At 62.4% G+C, this 20,509-nt stretch carries 11 protein-coding genes; 3 read left to right on the plus strand and 8 right to left on the minus strand.

Going from position 1 to position 20,509, the window contains the following annotated elements; translation table 11 throughout:
* Positions 1 to 233: 233 nt before the first annotated feature.
* A complete protein-coding gene (locus IT430_20495; GenBank protein MCC6910321.1) occupies positions 234 to 2,225 on the plus strand; it encodes an N-6 DNA methylase in 1,992 nt (663 codons plus the stop codon).
* Here the strand turns inward: IT430_20495 and IT430_20500 are convergent, their stop codons facing one another.
* The 5 genes from IT430_20500 to IT430_20520 all read right to left on the minus strand — a co-directional run bounded on the left by IT430_20500 (position 2,226) and on the right by IT430_20520 (position 15,086).
* Entirely contained in the window at positions 2,226 to 3,299 is a 1,074-nt protein-coding gene (locus IT430_20500; protein ID MCC6910322.1) for a hypothetical protein, read from the minus strand.
* A 516-nt stretch (positions 3,300 to 3,815) separates the two neighbouring features.
* Positions 3,816 to 8,702 carry a DEAD/DEAH box helicase gene (locus tag IT430_20505; protein ID MCC6910323.1) on the minus strand — a complete coding sequence of 1,629 codons (4,887 nt, stop codon included), beginning with the start codon at positions 8,700 to 8,702 and terminating at the stop codon, positions 3,816 to 3,818.
* A gap of 355 nt (positions 8,703 to 9,057) precedes the next feature.
* A complete protein-coding gene (locus IT430_20510; protein MCC6910324.1) occupies positions 9,058 to 10,485 on the minus strand; it encodes an Hsp70 family protein in 1,428 nt (475 codons plus the stop codon).
* 3 nt (positions 10,486 to 10,488) lie between these two features.
* On the minus strand, positions 10,489 to 11,781 hold the full coding sequence (locus IT430_20515) for a hypothetical protein (GenBank protein ID MCC6910325.1): 1,293 nt from the start codon (positions 11,779 to 11,781) through the stop codon (positions 10,489 to 10,491).
* Positions 11,782 to 11,906: 125 nt separating this feature from the next.
* Complete coding sequence (locus IT430_20520) at positions 11,907 to 15,086, minus strand: hypothetical protein (protein ID MCC6910326.1); 3,180 nt, start codon at positions 15,084 to 15,086, stop codon at positions 11,907 to 11,909.
* 911 nt (positions 15,087 to 15,997) lie between these two features.
* On the opposite strand from IT430_20520, the gene IT430_20525 reads away from it, so the two are divergent.
* Entirely contained in the window at positions 15,998 to 16,417 is a 420-nt protein-coding gene (locus IT430_20525; protein ID MCC6910327.1) for a hypothetical protein, read from the plus strand.
* Positions 16,418 to 16,983: 566 nt separating this feature from the next.
* The gene (locus IT430_20530; GenBank protein ID MCC6910328.1) at positions 16,984 to 17,685 is read left to right on the plus strand and encodes a hypothetical protein; all 702 of its coding nucleotides are present in this window, start codon (positions 16,984 to 16,986) and stop codon (positions 17,683 to 17,685) included.
* A 164-nt stretch (positions 17,686 to 17,849) separates the two neighbouring features.
* On the opposite strand, the gene IT430_20535 is transcribed toward IT430_20530, so the two are convergent.
* From IT430_20535 to IT430_20545, 3 genes are read right to left on the minus strand one after another with little or no spacing between them, the layout of a single operon-like run.
* Complete coding sequence (locus tag IT430_20535) at positions 17,850 to 18,812, minus strand: hypothetical protein (GenBank protein ID MCC6910329.1); 963 nt, start codon at positions 18,810 to 18,812, stop codon at positions 17,850 to 17,852.
* Between the two features lie 31 nt (positions 18,813 to 18,843).
* Positions 18,844 to 19,632: a hypothetical protein gene (locus tag IT430_20540; protein MCC6910330.1), complete on the minus strand. Its 789-nt coding sequence runs from the start codon at positions 19,630 to 19,632 to the stop codon at positions 18,844 to 18,846.
* Positions 19,629 to 20,435 (minus strand): hypothetical protein, encoded by an 807-nt coding sequence (locus tag IT430_20545; GenBank protein ID MCC6910331.1) that lies wholly within the window; start codon positions 20,433 to 20,435, stop codon positions 19,629 to 19,631. Before IT430_20545 ends, IT430_20540 begins: the two co-directional genes overlap by 4 nt.
* Between the last annotated feature and the right edge of the window lie 74 nt (positions 20,436 to 20,509).

Genomic DNA, 20,509 nt, shown 5'->3' on the forward strand with positions numbered 1-20,509 from the left:
ATCAGCGGCTGCGCCTCGCGCTCGCGCGCTGCAAACCGGACACCACGTCCGAACTCGGCGCGGGCGGGTTAACCGCGCGCGAGCGTTGTGGAGAGCCTGGAGACCCATGGCGGCCGGCGTTGGAGCGGCATAGGGCTCCCTTCGATAGAAACCCAAACGGATGCCGTCTTCCGGCTATACTCCACAGGAAGTGTTCGACGATACACTGTGTTGCAGATGATGTTGGAGGCACGATGGCGAAGCGAAACCACCTGAACGGCGACTCCGCCCTGCTAATTCCCGAACTGAAGACCCCCAAGGAAGCGTTCCGGGATCTGCGGAACTATCTCGCGGGGCAGCATGTTGGCGCCACGCGCGATGACTCGCTGTTGGAAGAACTGCTCAAATGTCTGTTCTGCAAGCTCTATGCGGAGATGGGGCGGACGGGCGAACTGCTGGCGGACCTCGAACCGTTCACGCTCGCGAAGCAAGTTCGCGGGATCTTCGCCAAGGTTCGGAAGGACTTCCCCGACCTGTATACTAAGGACACTGAGATCCTGCTGGCGCCTGATGCCATTGCTGAAGTGATGCGACAGTGCGCGTTCTCGTTGGTCGACGCGTCGACTGATCCGATCGGCGATGCTTTCGAGGTGTTCGTCGGTAGCGAATCGAGGGGTCGCGCCGGCCAGTTCTTCACTCCACGGCCCGTGACTGACCTGCTGGTGGAAGCGGTAGATCCCAAGCCAGGCGAAACCATCATCGATCCCGCATGCGGCGCCGGCGGGTTTCTCACTTCAGCGGCGCGCCATTTTCTCGACAAGGGCGTGAAGCCGAGCGAGCTGGGAGCCTTGGTCTCCAACCACTTGTACGGCATCGATAAGGACGAGTACCTCACGAAGTTGGCGAGGCTCCATGTCGCTCTGCTAACCACGGGACACCCGAGGATTCATTGCGCGGACAGCGTCTCGCTGCAGAATGGAAGCGCACATTTTCGGAGCGAACTTCCCGCTGAGGGATTCGATGTGCTGCTGACGAATCCGCCATTCGGAGTCCGCATCGTTGCCGCCCGACCTGACGTCCTTCGGACCTTCAGTTTGGCTCGCAAATGGCGACGTGATCCGGAGACGAACCGGTGGGTACCGACGGGCGAGCTTCAGTCGCAGGTACCGCCGCAGGTGCTATTCTTGGAACGAAGCCTGTCACTGCTCAAGGAAGGCGGCCGGCTCGGCATGGTGTTGCCTGAGAGCATCCTGTCAAACAAGTCCTATCGCCATGTCATGGAGTTTCTGTCGGATGCCGCAGAGGTCGAAGCGGTGATTGGCATGCCGGACGCTCTGTTCAAGACGTCTGGCAAGGGGGGTACCCATACAAAAACGTGCTTGCTCGTCGCCACCAAGCGGACGGAGCGGGTGAAGCGGAAGCCTTCGATCTTCATGGCTGAGGCGAAGTGGTGTGGGCACGACTCGCGCGCCCGCGTCATTCCACATAATGATCTGCCGAAAATCGCGGCCAACCTGAAGGCGTACCGGGCGAAGAGGAATCTTCCTGCATCCACGCTCGGCTTCCTGGTTGACAGGGAGAACATCGTGGACAATGTGCTGTGTCCGCGGTACTACGACCCACAGATCGTCATCGAACTGGCTTCCTTAGAACGCACGCACGATCTAGTGCGATTTGGCGATCTCGTCAAACGCGGGGTACTGTCCATTGCCACCGGCGACGAACTTGGCAAACTCGCTTATGGCACGGGCGACATTCCGTTTATCCGCACATCGGATATCAGCAATTGGGAGATCAAGGCCGATCCCAAGCACGGAGTGGATCGGAGGACGTTTGAGCGGATTAGGAGCAAACAGGATGTCCGGGCCTATGACCTACTTATGGTGAAGGATGGCACCTACCTGGTCGGCACCTGCGCCATCGTGACGCCGAATGATCGAGAGTTGATCTACCAGAGCCATATTTACAAGATCCGGGTGAACGATAATGAAGGCCTCGTCGACCCCTTTTTGTTGCTGGCCATCCTGAGCTCCCCCGTCGTTCAGCGCCAGATCCGTTCAAAGCAGTTCACCCAGGACATCATCGACAGTCTCGGTGACCGGATTCACGAGCTGGTTCTGCCGATACCCAAAGACGCGAAGACGCGGGAAAGCGTGACCGAGATGGTCAAGACCGCGTCACGAAAGCGTGTTGAAGCACGGGAACTTGCCCGCGATGCTCGACTCGCGGTGGCCGGCGCCGGGTAATCAGGCCCAGCCTCGTGCCTCGTAGTTGGTCGCAACCCGCCGGAGTAAATTGCGAACCTCGGCGAGCCCCAGGCTGCCTTGGATGCGATTCCCATCCGCTGACACCCAGCTAATGTTTTCCGGTGAGTGGCCAGACGCGGTCGCATTCGGATCGTCGAGCTTAAGGGGGTTCAGATGACCGACCTGAAAGTCGGACTTGCCATGAGACGGGTTCATAAGCTTGTCGTGGAACTCTGCAAACGACATGGGGTCGAGCGTGATCGGACACCGGAACGGAGCGAGGTCCGGTGCCAGCACACCCTGAGCTTGTAGCATTTCGCGAGACCGTTGCGGGAACCCGTCAAACATGCACAACTGCTGGACCAACGTGTATTCTATGGCCATACACGTCTTTCTGGCAGCAAAGTGGACAGAACGAGGATGAACCTCCCACCTCTTTTCCCGATTCGTCTTGTGGTCACCAGTCAACACACGATCCGTCAGGTAGGTCTTGACCTTGATCTTGTCCTCCAGTACCTTGCGGAAGAACGGAGCGTCCGGACTGGTCGCCGGGTCCGTCAGGTACTTCCTGAGCTTCATCGTGCGCAGCATCGTTGAGGTTGACACCCACTTCAGGTTGCCCCGGCGGTGAATGCGAGTACCGTCCGTTGGACGATCCTGATAGTCGAGCGGTACCTCGTAAGGCAGCAGTGAACGGTCAATGCAGAGCCGCATGAGCTCGCCGTTCTCGGGCAAATCGAGCCAGCCAGCCCCGAGATCCGCCAGCAGATCACGCGCGATGGTGACGCACTCCTCGAACGTGCATTGACGCGGATCACCAGTGAGCTGTTCGTACCAACGAGAACGGAACTTGGTGGTCTCAATCGCAGGGACCTTTACCAACTCGATCAGGAACACGTGGCGCAGGATCGCGCTGGCCAGCTTCGGATAGTGTCCCTGAAGCTTCTGCTTCAAGGGCGGCATAAGCGCTGCGATCTCGGGGTGTGCCTCGACGAGAGGCCACACCTTGCGGACCAGCGCGGGCATGCTGAATCTGTCCGCCTCCAGGATGGTTTCAATCTCGTGCTGAATCACGGGCATCCATCCCGGCGTGCGCGGTGAAAGCGATCGACAGTGACGGTCGGCAGCAGCGGGTGTCGTGACATCGCCTGAAGCATATGTCATCCGAGCATGGCCGGTGGGTCGCCATATCGATGGGAGCCTGCCCGTGGCGTGCCATGACCGCCAGACGTCGCACGAACCGTTGTGAAATCGCCCGCAGCGGGTGAGACGACGGGTATGACCTCGCAGCGAGCGGAGACAAGGCCGCACATCGGCCCCTTCGCCAAGTCCTTGCAGAACAGTGGCCTGCAAACGCCAGCGCAGCCGAGGTCTCTAGGCTGCGTCTCCAGCAAACCACAGGGCCGGCTGCGTTTGCAACCGGCCCTTCAATAGAGGGTGGGATAGCCCGGATCGAACGGGGCTCCGTCGCTCACGCCCGAATTCGCCATGATTGGACGGCCGAGCGGGTCTCTCCAAGGCATCGCCGGCAAGTGTATGTGGCGATTTGGGCGTCATTTGACGGGGCACGTTGGAATTTCAGGCTCTGCGTTATCGCGCGCGGGACAGCGCCGCTCCGTGTCCGCCCGCGCCAGTCAGACCCCGCAACCAAGCCAGGGGCACGGACCGCTGCAGGTGGTCCCAATGGAACTGATTGGAGTAGTTGCGTAGACATCCATAGCAGCTTCCATTGGGATCGCACTGCGGATTCTCGCATCGTTCGAGCTGGCGCATGGCCTTGGTGATCACCTCGGACAATCGCTCCTGAATGCGCTCTGCGTACCCGGCTCCGCCCGGTATTCGATCGTAGAGGTACAACTCTCCTTCATTGCCGGACTCCGAACTCGCCCGGAAACCGCATACCAGGTCATTTCTGGAAATCTCCAGGAGGTCGCACGCCGCGTTGGCAATAGCCGCCGCGAGCGTGTGCCAGAAGGCCAGGTCCCCTACTTCAGAAATACTCCCGCCACTGAACTGCACCTGGAGCACCGATGTCGAGAAGTCGTGCGCCAGGGCCAATGGACGGAACATGCCGGTGCATCTTCCACCCCAGGGAGACTCATGAGGACCCCGCCCGCCGACAGTCCGCTGCGCCCCACAGCGCAGACAGACATGGAAGCCTCGCTTCTGCTTTCCGAGGTTGGCACGGAACAAGCGAGACTCTGCTCCCAGAGCGGACCGCACACCTCGCAGGCCAGCGCATGGCACAAATGCGCTTTCGTCAGCCCCCTCGGCTAGGAAGACTTCCGTACTTGGTGGCGGCCGTCGCCGGAATAGATTTGGCGGCGCCGGCCTCTCGGAGGCGCTCGTCGTGAATCCCAGCGGCTGTATGAAGTGGAAAGCCTGAGGGCCCGCCGTGGCCTGCCCTTCTTGCGCGAGCGCAATCGAGATGCGATGACCGGGAAGAAACCTAACAGTCTCGAGCCGCGGCTCACGCCTTTCGAGATCAATTCCCACGCTCGTCAGCGAGAATCCATCTGCGATCACCTCCGCACCGGGCGCATACTCAGAAATGCCCTGATCCCGCGACCGCTCCAATCGCATCTTGCTCCGGAAGTCACCGGCCCGTACGGTCAGTTGCACAACATCCTGTGGAAACGCATAGTTCGGCAGCCAATGCTCGCCAGCGAGAAAGTCGATCACGCTCCTATCGCACACGTCTGAGGCCAGTCGTTCCACGCGTTCCGAGGCGGACGCGAGAGCCGTCGCTCGCTTGCGATCACCCTCCTTCCATGCCTTGTCGGCTTCTTCCCGGAGTTCATTCAGCTGAAGCTCGTAGGCACGCAGATGGGCTCGAAGCCCCTTATGCCACGCGGTGCGATCCGCCGCATTCGAATCGCGAGCGAACAGGCTGTCGCTTGCTTGCGCGATCGCATCAGTCGCAGTGAGCCCCGGGATGTTGGGCATGAACGCCCCGACCTCGGCAGTGAGCTCGTGGGCGTGATCATGGCACCACGGAGAGAAGAGGTCCGCCGGACGAGCGGGACCATCGACGGTCTTTGGGAAGAAGCCCAGATGTTTGTCGGTGTCACCCGCTCGAATCTGCCCCAGCGACCGTGGCTGTTTGTCGAACTTCTGCATTTCTCCAGATTCCAGCAACCACAGCAGAAACCGTCCAAGAAGCAGGCTGTTCACGTGCCGCTGGGTCAACACGCGATTCTGCGTATGGACGGTCGGCACCGGTACCCGACCGGCGACCATATCCAGTGGCCGAAAGAAGTGGTGGAGATCGTGCGGCACAGACCGAGCAAATGTCACCGCATGCGCCAGTGACTGGTTCCGCCTTCCGGCTCGCCCGGCGCGCTGCAGATAGTTCGACGTCGATGGCGGCACGTTGCGAAGCAGCACTGAGTCCAGGTCGCCAATGTCCACACCCATTTCAAAGGTCGTCGAACAGCTCAGCACATTGGACGCACCAGTCTTGAACTCGTCTTGGTATTCTCGACCATGCTCCAGGCTGAGTTGCGCCGTATGTTCGCGCACACGCAAGGGCAGCGGTTCGGCCTTGTACCGGCGGATGAGATGACGAGTGGGCGCTCCTTCCTGCGCTGTGGCGACCTCCACAAGTCGACCCTTGCACTCAAAGACCTCGCATTGCCCACCCATGGCGTGCACGGTGCGAGCATCGCAAGAGTGACAGCGGTACCACGGTCCCCTGCCGCTTGCCAGAATCGCGTCGGCGGGAACCTGAAATAGGCCGGTGCCGAGCCCATGTAGTATCGCGCCTCCCTCGGCTGTCAGCACGTCCCACAACGCTTCGAACGTCTCGTCCATCAACGCTTCGGACACCGGTCCATACAGGTTCAACGCCTTCTCAAGCACATCTCGCAGGTGGCTCCGCTTTATGGATGTCCCTCGATGACGGGAGGGGGCCCGGTAGGGGTTCCATCGCAAGGGCCGCATGCCATCGCGGCTCAATCCCGCGGGATCTTTGTGAACCGCGACCTGTAGAGGTCCTTTGCGTCCCGGCAGCAGGTCGCGTGCCTGAATCTCGCTCGGCGAGAAGGTAATCGCGTACCGGCGCATCAGAAACGCGCACACGCGCTGGATCGCATCGCTGCCGGCGCATTCATCGCCGAACAGTGCTGGCACGCCGCTTCGCAGGGCGTCAAGATCGGCCGACCGAAGCTCCATGTGCGGCGCGGCGAGCATGAGGCGAGGCAAGCGCGTCCGCTGAAGTGGCGTCGACGTCAAGTGCTGATACAGGACGAGGGCGCACTCACGCATGAGTTTGCGCTCATCTGCGCCACGTAGCGTTGCGGATTCTGCCACCTCGTAGCAGTCGTAGCCATCGTCATCGGTCGTGCGCAAGATCACCCAGCGTCTCGCCTTGGCGTGTCTGGCCGCAGCCTCCGCCAACTCCGGAATGCTGCGGACCTCGCCCTTGGCGTCCGCGTGGGAGATCGCCGTCAGCACTGGCTCCACGAATGACGCCTCCGCAACGGTTCGACTCAGATAAGGGGCGAAGAAGGCTGCGCGCTGGCGGCTATCCGAGAACGCCAGCAAGCGCCGACCACCAGCGGGCTTCGACCCATTCTGGACCGGCATCTGCCTCAGCAACTCTTCTGCGAGTACAGCCGTCGGAGCGTCATCGCCGGTAATGAATGATCGAGCAGCCGAGGGGAATGCGCCCCGCCCCGCCCCGCAGCAGGGGCACTTCTGAATGTCACCCTGCTCATTGGCACTCGGGACCACGTACATCTGAACGAGCGTGTCGGCCGGTGAGGTTGGGCGGCTACGAAGCAGACCCCGCGACTCGGTATCCAGCCACAGAGAAGGGACATCATCGCCGACCTCTTCCGAGGCCTCCGCCTGGTCATCGGGTTCCCGCTCGACCATGAACTCTGGGCTCACCCAGGTCAGCGCGAGGCGGTTCTCACCATCGTTCATCGTTGGGTACGCCCAGCGATCTCCATCCTCACGGACCACCACGAACGGGAACCCGCAGGAATGACACACCGAGAGTGGTACGGGATGTCGCCCCCTTTCATCGGCAGTGCGCCGGTCTTCGAGCACGAGTTGTTCGAGCACTCCATCTGGTCCGCCGGTCCCTTGTTCGCCCGATAGGTAGACAGACGCGCCCGCTACGCCACGGAAGAACTGGTGCACCCGTGCCGATAGCAGCGGCACGCCGTCCACTTCCGTCGTGCGGGCGTTCGTGGCCAGAACGACCAGCCGTTCCAGGCACTGAGGGGATACGACCAGCCCCTCACCCGACAGTGCGCCATGCAATTCTGAGATCGATCTCGGACTCGCGATGATCAGCTCACGCGCCCGTCGAACGACCGTGAGGGGATTCAGAGTACGAAAGAGCGTTGACCGCGGTCCTTCGCCGACTTGGACCTGAAACCCGCACTGTTTGAGCATTCCTCGCATCGCAGCGGTGGCGCTCAGCGCCGTGGCGATAGCGTCATCAGCCGCCACAGATTCGAGATTCGTGTGGACCGACGCTGGAAGAGCCACGGAGGATGCCACTTCGAAATCGTCCTGCCTCACGCCACGAATGACATCGCCAGCGTCGAATTCAGATCCCGTCAGCCGGGTCGCAAACTCAGCGATCCTCTGGGAGGCGTCTGGACTGTCATCTCCTAGGGTGGCGCTGGTGAGAATGAACTTGAGGGAACTGCCAAACCGTCGCTTCAGCTTGCGCATCAGCAGGCTAATATCGATGCCCTGAGCTCCTGTGTAGCTGTGAGCCTCATCCAGGACCACGTGTCGCACTTTGCCGTGACGAAAAATTCTCTGGTCGTCCGGACGCAGCAACAGGTACTCAAGCATCGCAAAGTTGGTCAGGAGCAGTTGAGGAGGTTCGCTCCGAATGTCCTCGCGGGACCGTCTCTCGCTCGGGCACACCGGTGGCCCGTCTCTGGCTTCTACCTCGTCTGGAGTCTGGCTCGTGTAGCGGCCAAACGTCACGCCCGAGTCCGCGATGAGGCTCTGCATCCGATCCAGCTGATCATTCGCGAGTGCGTTCATCGGGTACACAAGAATCGCCCGTACTCCGGAGGGTTCGCCCGATCGGATTGCCTCGTCAAGTAGCGGTAGAAGGAAGCACTCGGTCTTTCCGCTACCGGTTCCCGTGGCAACAACGACGTTGCGTCCGCTCTGCATGGCTTTGATTGCGGCCAACTGGTGCCTGTATAGAGGCCTGTCCGCGTGAAAGACCTGCGGGTTGAGCCGTGCCATGCGGCTGGAGAGTCTGGGCGCGTCTGACCGATCGAAGAGCTGACGCGGCGTTTCCGCCGTTCGATAGCTCGGAATGGCCGAAATCAGCGGCTCTCGGACAAACGCGTCCGGCACCGCGAGCTGCTCGCGAAATTGCGCACGCAGGCGCCCTTGAGTGTGATGGATCGGCAGCGCCTCAACCATGTAGTCAAGGTACTGATCCCTCATGGCGCCGGCCACGCGGAACGGATTTACGACGCTCACAGTTGACATGGGACTACGCTCCGCTGCCGCATCGGCACTCGCTGCCGAACAACCACTTCCAGTTGACGCTTCCGTCGGCCACCCTCACCGGACCGAATACCACCCGCTGGCACGTCCGGCACCGCAGGGTTTCGTGACGCTGCGCGTATTGCTCGGGACGAAGCACAGTCAGAATGTGCTGCTCCTCGACCGCCGTCGGCGGTGACATGGACCTTCCGAGGATGTCGGTGACCAGACGTCGTATCGCAGGTCCGCCTCGGACGTGACGGACAAACTCCGTGTCGCCAACCCGCCCAAGGTGAGCGTTCCGCGGCACAACATTGGACACCGGCATGACATTGGATCGGGGTGTGGTCATCGCTGTTCAGGCTCCAATGTCGTATGTGAAGCGCAGTTTCTCGTACTCGAACTCCCGGACATCCGCTTCATTGCCTGATTGGCTTTGCGCCCGCGCATGAAAGGTGAGGTCCCGCGTGAGCATGGTCGAGAGGTCCAGCCTTTCACGGTCGAATCCTTGCATGGGGACAGAGACGTATCCGATGTTCTCAGTGTCGGTCGCACCGTGCGTTGAGCTCTCAAGATCCCGGCTTCGGCAGAACACGAGCTCCGCACTACGTGCGTCCTCAACTATGCCGAGTACGTGATGTTCGGGCAGCCCACCAAAGGGATCTCCTGGATCGACGAGCGGGAGCGCCGAATTGTCGGCGAGCCGCAGTTCCAGCCGATCCAGCACCTTGAACCGCCCGGGGTTGTTGGCCAGAGCGGATGCGCCTTGTGCGACCGCCCACTCCGGTTCGCGTCCGTGGAACACCCTGCCGGGAAACAGATCCTCGAGCCGATCACGAACAGACACCAGTTGACTGCTGCCACCGACAAGCACGATCTGGTCAATCACCCGCGTTCCAACGTTCGCCGAGGTCAGCGCCCGCCGCAGCACCTCAACTGCCGATTCCACTATGGGGTGCACAAGTTCTGCAAGCAGCGGACGCTCGATCCGTACTGACGGCGCGCCCTCGCCAAGATACCCCGGCACGGTGATCGTGGACTCGATCTCGCGAGACAGCGTCTGCTTGGCCGCTTCACAGCGGAATCGCAGCCGGTCCTTGTCACGCGGGCTGACATGCTTGAATGCTGGTGCGTCCGTCATCTCCAGGGTCAACTGCCTGTGAGCCCATTCCGCGATGTGGTTGTCAATGGCATCGCCAGCGATAGCCATGCCATCAACCGCGAGTTCCCGTATCTGTCCTCCCCCAACGGAGAGCACGCTCACGTCGAGAGTGCCGCCGCCCCAATCGAAGACGGCAAGCGTCGAACAGTTCCCCAAATCCTTGCGGTACCTCAAGAATGCGGCGGTGGGCTCCGAGACAAAGTCCGTGATAACCACGCCCGCACCGAGTGCCGCGTCCCGGAGAGTCTGCCGTTTGGCGCGCCGAAAGCCCACCGGGATTGCAATGACCGCCTCTCTCATCTCGCGTCCGGTCTGGCGTTGGACATGGTTGACTAGATGCCGGAAGAACTCCTCAGCAATGTCGAAAGGTGTCCAGGAGCGGTTGGGGGTGTTCCACCGATGGTCGGTGCCGAGCTGCGTCTTGACTGACAACACCACCTCGTAGTTGGCGTCGCGGAGCTCTTCTTGCCTCTGTTTGACGACATCCCCGCACACGACCTCGCCGGAGGCTCGGTTGATGGCGATAGCCGTAGGGATCGGTCCGTTCGACGGACCGCGCAGCAGCGTGGTTTCGTCGAAGACGACCGCGGAGTTCGTGGTGCCGAAGTCGATGCCAAATGCCATGTGCTATCCATTCGAGCGAGGGGTCGGAGGACGGAGCACCCGCATGAGCTCCTCGTGACACGACCTCAGGGCGGCCCGCTGCCTTTCCGATGGCTCCAATTGCAGAAGTTCCTTCATGTTCTCGATGTGAATACTCGCTGCCCTAGTCAGTTCCTGCGCCATCGCGGCCCGTTCGGTGTCACGCGTGTATTCAACATCCTTTCGCTTGTCCTCACGGACCCGCTCCAGATCCCGTTCGAGTTGCGCATTCCGACTTTTCACTTCCGACGTGGTCGCCTCCAGGCCGGCGGTGAGCTCTTTCAGTTTGCACAGTTCTGACTCAGCTGCTTCTGTTGAACGAAGCGCGCGATTACGCTGGTCGGTTATCTCGGCGAGCGCACGCTCCTGTTGCTCGAAGCGTTCCTTCGTGATCCCGAGCGACGTTGCGAGTTCATCCCTCTCCTGCGTCCGCCGCTTCAGACTGTCAGCGAGATCCGTCGCTCTGCGACGCAGGTTCAAGAGTTCCGAGCCGTCTTCGCTGCTCCACCGCTTCACCTCCGCCTGTATGACCCGCAGCGCGTCGGCGATGAGCACCTTTGGATGCGACGGTGGACTGCCCGGACTGCCCTGCGCAAGGTTCGATCTCGACTCGGCCTTGGTGTTCGCCACTCCGCTTGGAAGCACGCGGGGCACGGTTGTGGCGTTCGGAGCCACGCCCTTTTCGAGGCCGGCGCTCGAGGCTACGGACGCAGGCACCGCTTCCGCGGCTGGTCCGAGAGATCGCAGGCGACTGAGTGCTGATTCCACTGCATGGCGACTCTCGCTGGACGACTCAGTGACAAGCTGAGCATCCAGCCAGTTGGTCACGGCGTCGCGGAGCGCCGGCGGCTGACCGCTCAGCGCTTCGTTCAGAAGCGAGTCAAACTCCGGCCGCGCGTCCCTGGCTATATGGGTATAGCGGAGCGCAAACAGGGGGGCCGTGCTGACCGGCTGCAGCCATCGTTCAAGTAAAGTTCTCCGGAGCGTTGCACGTAGGTCTGTGCGGGGCGCAGTGCCTCCACCTCTGCCAGGCCGCGCTCCGCCGCCGGCCCTCCTGGCGATCACTCTCATGGCCTCACCGAGCAACCCGCTGGCACCCACAGGGTCTGATGTAGCGACCGCCGCGCCCAGGTACAAGCAGGCCCGCGCTCGGCTCTCCGGCTTGCGTTCGTGCCACTTCCATCTCAGCGCGACGACCTGAAGATCCTTCGGCAGGTCCGCCCAGCGCGCCGCGAGCAGTTCCGCGGCACGTTCTGCGTGCTCGTTCTTGTGTTTCAAGGCGGTTTCAAAGTCCCTTGCGTCACCAGATCCCAACTCTCCGCGCGCAAGGATCGCTTGGAGCGGAGACTTCGAATCTGATGAGCCAGACTTTTCTGACGGGGGGCCGTCTGTATGTGTTTCGCTCATTCCCATTTGACCAGCTTCCCGAGCTCGAGCTCACTGACGATCTTGTCACGGTCCTGCATGGTGCCCGGTATCTCGTGCATTCTGGCTCGCGCACGCAAAAGCATATTGGACGCCTCACCATTCGTCCCGAGTGCGATCGCTCGCCAGAGCAACCACAACGTGAGCCACGATCCGGCGTGCATTCCGACGTTTGGGTCACACCGTGCCAGCGCGGCGAGGGCAGTGTCATCGTCGAGTGGGCTGACGTCAGCTAGGGCCCAGGAACACTCAATGACCGGGCTGGCAACCGCGCCGCCTCGCAGGTTGGCCAGCACGTAGGATAGACAAGGCGGAATAGCGCTGTGCGGATCTAGGCGGGATGTCTCATTCAGAAAAGGCGTGATGTTCCCGCTGCGGAGCATCGTCAACAAGTAGAACGCTCTAGCCACCTCGCACCAGAGGTCCGTGGCCGCCATCCAAGCTGCTCTGAGCTGGTGCAGCGCGGATTGGACTGCGACCTGCCGCACATCGAGTCCTCCCGTGGAAAACGCGATCCGATAGTTTCTGAGTCCGTTCAGCAGCCCATCCGGGACGTCCGACGGTGGCGGCGTTCGTTCCAGTACGGCTCTTCGAAGTTGTCGCATCGTCGACGTTGAGTCGGCGGCGGTCATCAACCGCTGCTCGGCCTCGGACAGCAAGACGCGCCACGTCGTAGGCCACACCTCGTGCCGCACGCCGGTTAGCGCGAGCACCGCTTCGGCGTCGAGTCGCCGCCATTCGTCAACGAGTGCGGAGGCGTCGGAGGGTCGGAGACGCTCCCGAGAGCGCCGGACGAGCGTGGCCAGTTGTCGAGCGTTACCATCAAGATGCCGTTCAATGCCATACACAATGCGAGCCCCTCTCAACCAGGGGTCGATGATGTTCTGCAGGGAGTCTAAGGGTGCAGCGAGTCCTGAATCGGAAGGCTGGTGTCCGGCCTGGAGACCTCGGAGTCCGTTCAGCGCGGCGACCAGCTCGGGCGGAGTGCCTGTGGGCGCTTCGAGGGTTGGACGGGGCCGCCAAAGCGCCGCGGTATTTACGAGCACGACTTCGAGAGGCAACTGTCGACCGTATTGGGTCAGCTCGAACAGGCCTACCTCAGCCTGAGCCCCTCGGACGGCATCACGTATCTGTGCCCAGCGAAGCGGATACCTCCCGATCTCAGACTTCTCGGCCGCAAAGTCAGAAACCTCGAAAAGCGGGTATGTTCCGTTCGCGGTGCGAAGCGTGAGCTTCCAGCCCTTGCGGCGCGCCGCAACGATCGTGAAATCGCCGAGCCGCCCACTGGATGAAGCCCTATCCCGCGTATCGATGGCCGACATATCCAGGAGCACCGGGGTTCCCGGCTCGCCCGGCACGACCATGCGAGCCCGCGGCAGGCACGACGTCACCCGCAGTTCGTCATGACCGATCCTCAGAACTAAGGATGCCTCATCTGAAGGTGGCGCAACTTCAATTACGCGAGGCAACGACTGCCCCCTTTGGTCAAGAACATCGAGCACCGCAGACGTCCTGATGGTGACGGTGCCGATATCGTTGGCGCCCATGACGTTCGGTGACTTTAGAAGCTGGACGTCGGGCCACACGGCGTACACAAGCGTGCTCTCGGACTTGAGGGAGCCCGAACGCCGTCCTCTCCCCTCGATCCGCACGACTCCGACGTGCGGCCGCTGTGGTAACAGGAGACGGTGTGAACCCGCACTGGGATGTAGCTGCTGGGTTACGTCATCGACGTGTCCCTCCACCTCCCGCGTAACGCGAAAGTGTGCGAAGCGCTCGGCCGTCCAGCCCGCCACACGGATGTGCGCGGCATCGGGCGAGAGGACTACGTCGACGTCTGGAGTGCAGCCGTCCAGTGGGTGTGCGCTCTCGACCTCAAACCGTGGAACTGACGCAGCCGATACCACCGAGACACCCGGCAGGGCGTCGCATCCTTCAACCAATGCGACGTGTAGCAGCGCAAAGTCTCCAACGTCAGCCCCATCAAACTCAAGTAGGCCCAGATCAGCTCGAATCTCAAGCCCTGTTGCCCGCAACGCCGTTGCCGCCAGGCAATCGCTGACCGCAATGAGGTATTCACCCGCCGGCAGCGATGTCGTCTGGCCATGCGAGCCCGCAATTGCACCTCTCAGGTCGAACACTGCCCACGCGCTGTTGCGTCTCGGCCAGGCTTGGATCGACCACTCGCCCTCGGTTTCCCGTTGCTCAACCGTGCCCGTGAACATGCTCTCGTAGCGCACCGACTTCCCGAGGTACATGACTGACTTGATGCTCCCCGCGTGGCTACTGCTCTGGTTCCAGGTGTACTTGCAAGTTCTGCTTGCTGCGAGGCCCGGGAATCTGACCGCCATCCGCCCCTGCTCTTCGAGGACGATGAGAACTGGCCAGAGCCCTCTCGGAATACCGTGCTTGGGCTTGCGACCCTCCCCATCGAGCAACGGGTTCAGTTCCTGGACGAGTCTGTGCAGAAAGCCGGTATGGAACCCGGGCTCCTGCGCCAGGCGACCGGCAACGTCTCGCCGAGCCGGCCAACCAGAACGAGCCAGCACGGCACCGGCTGCGCGAACGAGCTCCTCGCCCGCCTCAGAAGACAGAAATTCAGAGGCGAAACGAGTGCCTTGGAATGCGGTGTTCACCGCTCGCTGAAGCGTCTCACTGGGAAGGCTGGCCACGGCCTCCAGCCCATGATCACACGCGATGTCGAAGACCAATCTGGCAAACCGCGGAATCAAGAGCCTTGGCACGCCCGTGTGAACTCTGACAGGTCCGACGTACCGCCACCGGAACTCCGGCGCGAATCCCGCCCATTGTTCGATCGCTCCACGCACCGCAGGCCCAACGTGTTCGGCCCACTCACGTTTACATGCGTCCTCGTCAGCAATGCCGAGCTGTCGCATGAACGGGACCACAAGGCCTCCAGAGTCTTCGTGTTCAAAGCACACCTCGACTGCAGCGCGGGCCAACGCCAGCTGCGCGTCTCGCCCGATCCCCCATCCACGTTGGCGACGAAGAGTCTTCAAGAGCGAGGCGAGATCCACTCCGTCCGGAAGCGGCACCTCACAGAGATACTCCACCTGACCCTGCTGGGCGCGCAGTGCGTGGGCGACCGCGCCAATGGGGTCAACGCCGTTGGCTTGATGAGTGTCGGCGCTAGACAAAGAGCGCCTCCGCGATGACGAAGCAGCCACATCCATCTACTTCAACGGTCCAACCGGACGCCTCGTCTATCCTGGCATCGATACCATGCACGCACGATCGCTCCAGCCGGGCGGGCGATGCGGCATCTCTTTGGGACTTGCCCATCGGGAACAGGTCGTGCTGGAATCGCTGCCGCGTCATGGAAGACCGCCTCTAATCACGTCATCAATGGTGGGGTGGCTGGGCGTTTCTGTGACTCTCCTTAGATGATCCATCTGTCAGTGACGATGCGGCTAAACCGCCAGTGTTTCCCGACCTTCTGACCCGGGGCACCTTCCCGCTCTGTGCCAGCTTGTAGAGAGAGGATTTGGACACCTGGAGGTCGAGGTCCGAGATGGTCTTCACCTCGGGCGGCGACGAAGCGCGGGAGGATGCACGGCTGGCGCGGGCCATAGGGACGCAGTGTAGCCGTTCCTACCCGTTGGTGGAAGCATCGGCCCTGGCCCAGTCGCTGACTACAGCCCGGGCGGGCAGGCCATTGGCCCACTCGATGTTGATCGCAAGTTCCGGGCCTCAGGCCATCGCGTGCTTGCGGCAGTTCCGGCACCGGCGGCGCCGGTCTTCCCTCGCATCTGCCAAATCCAACGCAGTCGCGTCGTCGAAGCGGTGTGGGGCGATGGGTGGGCCGACGTGCTCGGCACTGGTCAACGCAGCGCTGCCCTCCGCCCCGTCGCAGTTCGTGTCGCAGGCCATCGTCAGTGTCGCCGTGCCGCCCGTCGCGGCTGGATGCATCGCGGTGCCGGAGCCGCAGAAGCATGTCGCAATTGAGTTTGGGCTCGCTTCGCCGGTACGAACCTGGCGAGAAGCACCGGCAGCATGGAGTTAGCATTGTGCGGTGCCATACCGTCGTCCGCAGAACGGAGGAGACAAGATGCCCAGGAAACCCGACCTCAGCCGCGTTCCGACCGTTGAACTGATCCGCGAACTCGAACGGAGGCAGGCAATGGCAGGTGAGTTCGAATCCAGGCGAGAGGCGTTGCAGAAGGAGCTGGCCGAGATCGAGGCCGAACTTTCGGCGCTGGAGACTAGAGCAAGCAACGCCTTTGGCCGGCGCCACGTCAATCGCTCCGCCGCGGCCCGCACGCGATCGGCCAATCTGCAGCCGCTCAGTGTTGCGCTCCAGAAGCTGCTCACGGGCGAGACCATGAGCGTTTCCGAGGCGGCCGAGGCCGTGAAGAAGGCTGGGTACAAGTCGAACGCCGCAGACTTCAAGAGCGTCGTCAACCTGACGCTGCTCAAGCGCAAGGACCTGTTCAAGCGGGTCGGGCGCGGGCAGTACACGGCGAGGTAGTGCACGCGGGTCGGCTCAACGTGGGCACGGCTACTGCCGAACGGTAGTGGCGACCCAACGCATGACTCCAACGCGCGGACTCACATGTTGCAAAGCACGTTGAGTAGTTGGGATTCCGAATGGGATTATCGCAAACTGGATGTCGGCTAGTTCGGTGGGCTGCCCAATTCCTCAGACAGAGACGGCGCACTGAGTCGGCTGCCGTCGTATCGGACATCGTGGAGTCAGAGCATCCAAGATTCGCTTGTCGTATCAGATTCAGGATCCCCGCGCGAAGCAAGATCGGAATCGATACCTCACGCATCGAGATTCCACTTGATGGCATGCCAAATGTCGTGTTGTCGGCAGTTGACCACGAGCAGTCTATAAAGGGGACCGACTGGTTAGTGCTGCGAGCGGACGGCTGGGATACGCACGAACGCGCCACACAGGCAGCTGAGCTCATCATGGATTGCTTGCGAAGGACGCAAGCCCGACAGCATCTAGGCGCCGACTTGGGGCGGCGTGCTGCTGGCGGAGGGTTTACCAAGGTCGGCCTTCAGTTCATTAGCAAGGCGGCTGGCGGTGTGGCGGTCCTGAACGATATCCACGGCCCCATGGTATTTGATGCGCGAACCAACCCGAAGTTCGCAGGCGTCGGGCCGGTCACAGCGTACGTCACCGTACAGGGTGACCGGTGGATCGCGACGTTTCAACAGGCGTTTCGCGCCGAACCGCGACTTACTGAACGAGAGCGGACGGCTTTTGATCTCTACACGGCCGCCCTTGCGAGCTCGGGGGATGCGAACTTCGTGCTGTGCTTTGCGGCATTTGAACTGCTCTTGGATGACATTCCACGTCCGGCACCCGTGCTTGCGCTCGTGGACCGGTTCATTGCCTTGGCAAAGGAATGTGATCTTTCCGGGCAACTCGGAACGGCATGTGCAGAGAAGGAAAGGGATAGACTGCTCGGATCGCTACGGCATCTTCGCTCACGTTCAATCAGAAACGCTGGACAGGTCCTCCTGGACGAGAAGCTCCGTGGCCGGACGTACGCGGGCCTATTACCCACGGAGTTCTTTGACAAGTGCTACGGAATCCGCAATCGGCTGGTGCATGGCTCGGAGGACTTTCCGTCGCGCGATGAGGTGATCGGAGTGGCGAGCGCGTTCAGCCAGCTCGTCGGGGATCTTCTCGCCGGCTCGCTCCTTGAATTCGACCCAGCCAGCCATGCAGTTCGGCCTGAGAGAATCGTGGCTCACAACCGACCAGAGCAAGCGAATGGATGATCGGAACCACCAATGTCAGGATTGGAGGGAATCGCGTGACGACCTGCTCGACTGTGCCATTCGGGCGTGGGGGTGCGAAAGGTGCGTTCGACCTGAAGCAGAGCACGGATCTAGTGGAATACGACTTGCGTGCTCACCGTCACCGGGGCTCGCGATTGAACACGTCACACGTTAGTCACTGCGCGACGTTTGCTGCATCCGACGCACCGGTGTCGTCGCTCTTCGCGAGCACCAGCCCGATCGACCGCGGCTGCGTCTGCCAACCGGTGCGCCGCAATCTGCGGCCCCGACGCCTCGACCGGAGAAAGCCCCGCTCCACCGTCAAACCCACTGCAGTCCGTATCGCACCCCATCGTCAGTGTCGCCGTTCCACCCGTCGCGGCCGGGTGCATCGCCGTACCGGAAGCGCCACACAAGCAGGCGGTGCTGCTCAGGCCGTTGGGGATGACCAGCGGCCAGGTCGAGTAGTTGGCGCACTGGCGGGCGTCAAAGTTCGCCGCGCCGAAGAAGATGGGGATCGGGATGGTGCCGGCGGGTGAAGCGGTAACCCAGAGGATGAAGCGGCGCGTGGTGCCGACGACCTGGTAGTCGAGCACGGCGCTGGTGACGAGCACGCTGAACGTGTTGCTCGTGCCGGTGCAGTTCGCGTTGGCGTACTGCGTGGCGTCGATGCCGGTGTCGGGCAGCACGACGCACATGTGCCACTGGCGGCAGACCGTGCCGGGCACGATCTCGGCACATGGGAGGTCGGGGTCGCGGATGGGCGTGTGGCCGCCGTCGTTCCAGTTGAACGGCAGCACCAGATCGGGCATGGCAGCAGAGAGGTACTTGTACGAAGCCCACGTGCCCGGCGCGGCCACGCAGTTGTTGTTGCGGAACGTGCGGCAGTTCGTCACGAACGTCAGGCCGCTGAGCGTCACGGTCAGGCATGCCTTGCCGCTGGCGGTGTGGCAGCCGGCGGTGGGAAGGGCATGCTTGATACCGTCGCCGCAGACCCAGCACTCGCAGCACAGGCAGTGCGGGCACTCGACGCCCTCTTTGCAGCAGCAGCATCGCGTGCTCGTTGCCGGCAGGCCGGTCGGGCCGAGCAGAAGCGTGTTGCCGAATGGGCCGAGGATCAGGGGCATGCTTCGACTCCCTTCGATCGCTCACCACGAGTCAGGGACAGGACTCCAGGTTGACATCGCTGGTCTGATCCGTCGTCGGCGTGGCGCCGACACCGATGACCACGCCGGCCACGTTGCGCGAGAGGGTGATGATCGACCGCTGCGCCGTAATGCGCAGGACGTTGCCGACGATGGCGTGCGTCACACCCGTCACAAGCGTGAGTTGCACGGTGCTGTTGACGGTGGTGTCGATCTTGAGACAGTCGCTGGCGTCGAAGGCCAGGCCGCTCGCGCTGGCGAGGCAGACGGCCGCGCCACCGGCGGGCAGACGGACAATGGCCTGGCGCACTGGAACCAGTGAGGATTCCACCCAGAGGATCTGAGCTGCGCCGCTGTCGCCGCTGTTGAGGTAGCCGGTCTGGCCCGGCGCGACATCCGCGAATTCGTCATCGGGTTGGAGCAGGCCGACTTTGACCGGCACGACGCCGCCCATCGCGGCGCGGACGATGGCGCCGGGCGCAGCGGTTTCGAGGAGTATGGCGAACTTACCGGCGTGCTCCGCCGCGGGCACAACCCCCGTGAACGCGACGCGTTCGAGTTCGAGGGCGTCGGTGGGGGCGATGATCGGGTCGGTGATCGCCAGCACGCCGAAGCGGTTCACGGTCGAAGCGGTCGAATTGAGCACGAGAATCACGTCGTTGTCGCGCCGCAGACGCTGCGGCTCGCGGGTTTCCTCATGCTGGCGCTGGCGCAGATCGACGGCGGCATCGACGAAGGCGTTGTAGGCCGCGGCGGGGATCTTGAGCGGATCGCCGGATTTCACCTTGCGCAGGGAACTCATGTTCCGATCCCCAGCCCGGTGAAGTCGCTGCTGTCATACACACGCTCGACGTAAACCGCAACGGGCCGCTTCACCAGCGCGCCGGCGGTCGCGTCCTCGGCCTCGGCGTATCGGACCCAGAGGTACTCCCAGCCCTTTTTGTCGATTCCGGTGATGTCGCCGATGCTCAGGCCGGTGCGGTTGGGACGCGAGGCGAAGCGGAAGGTCAGTTCCCAGTCGCCCTGGCCGCGTTTGGAGCCGGAAACGCCCAGGAACAGGCATTCACCCGCGTTGAAGCCCTTGAAAGGGGCATCGTTGACCCGGCCGGTGAGGGCGAAGAGCGTACCTTTATAAGCAGGCGTCACGAGACTGTCGTCGAGATAGTGCGTCTCGGTGAACTGGTAGACGGGCACGACGATGTCCACACCCTCGACGCTGTCGGCGGTGACGCCGATGGCGCCCTTGAAGTCCGGCGCGGTCTTGCCGGGCGGCGCGTACGAAGCGATCGTGGCCGAGGATTGGGTGATGTGCTCGCTGCCGCCGCCGGTCTCGAAGGTGAAGGTGCTCTCGCCGGTGTCGGGCGGATCGGTCGATGAATCGACCTGGTACGTCACCGTGCCGTCGTAAAGATCGGGTCCGGCCTCCTCGACACGCACCTGATAGAGCGGCAGTCCGCCGTAGAAGGACGGAACCTCGGCTTCGAGTGCGGCGAGCGCCTCGAGATCATCGCTCGTGCCGCGCACCCAGTACAGGCGCTCGGTCGACGGGCTCCGGCCGCTGCTGGTCGTTCGACTGATCCCGCGTTCCTGAACTTCCGTGCTCATCCGAAGGCCAGTCCCTTCGTAGAAGCCTCGACGAGGCGCTTGGTGTGGCGGGCCGTCTGCTCGGTGGCGCGCGC

The organism is Phycisphaerales bacterium, assembly GCA_020852515.1.
Lineage (GTDB): Bacteria > Planctomycetota > Phycisphaerae > Phycisphaerales > UBA5793 > UBA5793.

Bases quoted from the DNA above. Each gene is read 5' to 3' on its own strand.
- IT430_20540 (MCC6910330.1), bottom strand. From the start codon at position 19,632: ATGAGTTCCCTGCGCAAGGTGAAATCCGGCGATCCGCTCAAGATCCCC.
- IT430_20495 (MCC6910321.1), top strand. From the start codon at position 234: ATGGCGAAGCGAAACCACCTGAACGGCGACTCCGCCCTGCTAATTCCC.
- IT430_20510 (MCC6910324.1), bottom strand. From the start codon at position 10,485: ATGGCATTTGGCATCGACTTCGGCACCACGAACTCCGCGGTCGTCTTC.
- IT430_20545 (MCC6910331.1), bottom strand. From the start codon at position 20,435: ATGAGCACGGAAGTTCAGGAACGCGGGATCAGTCGAACGACCAGCAGC.
- IT430_20525 (MCC6910327.1), top strand. From the start codon at position 15,998: ATGCCCAGGAAACCCGACCTCAGCCGCGTTCCGACCGTTGAACTGATC.
- IT430_20505 (MCC6910323.1), bottom strand. From the start codon at position 8,702: ATGTCAACTGTGAGCGTCGTAAATCCGTTCCGCGTGGCCGGCGCCATG.
- IT430_20535 (MCC6910329.1), bottom strand. From the start codon at position 18,812: ATGCCCCTGATCCTCGGCCCATTCGGCAACACGCTTCTGCTCGGCCCG.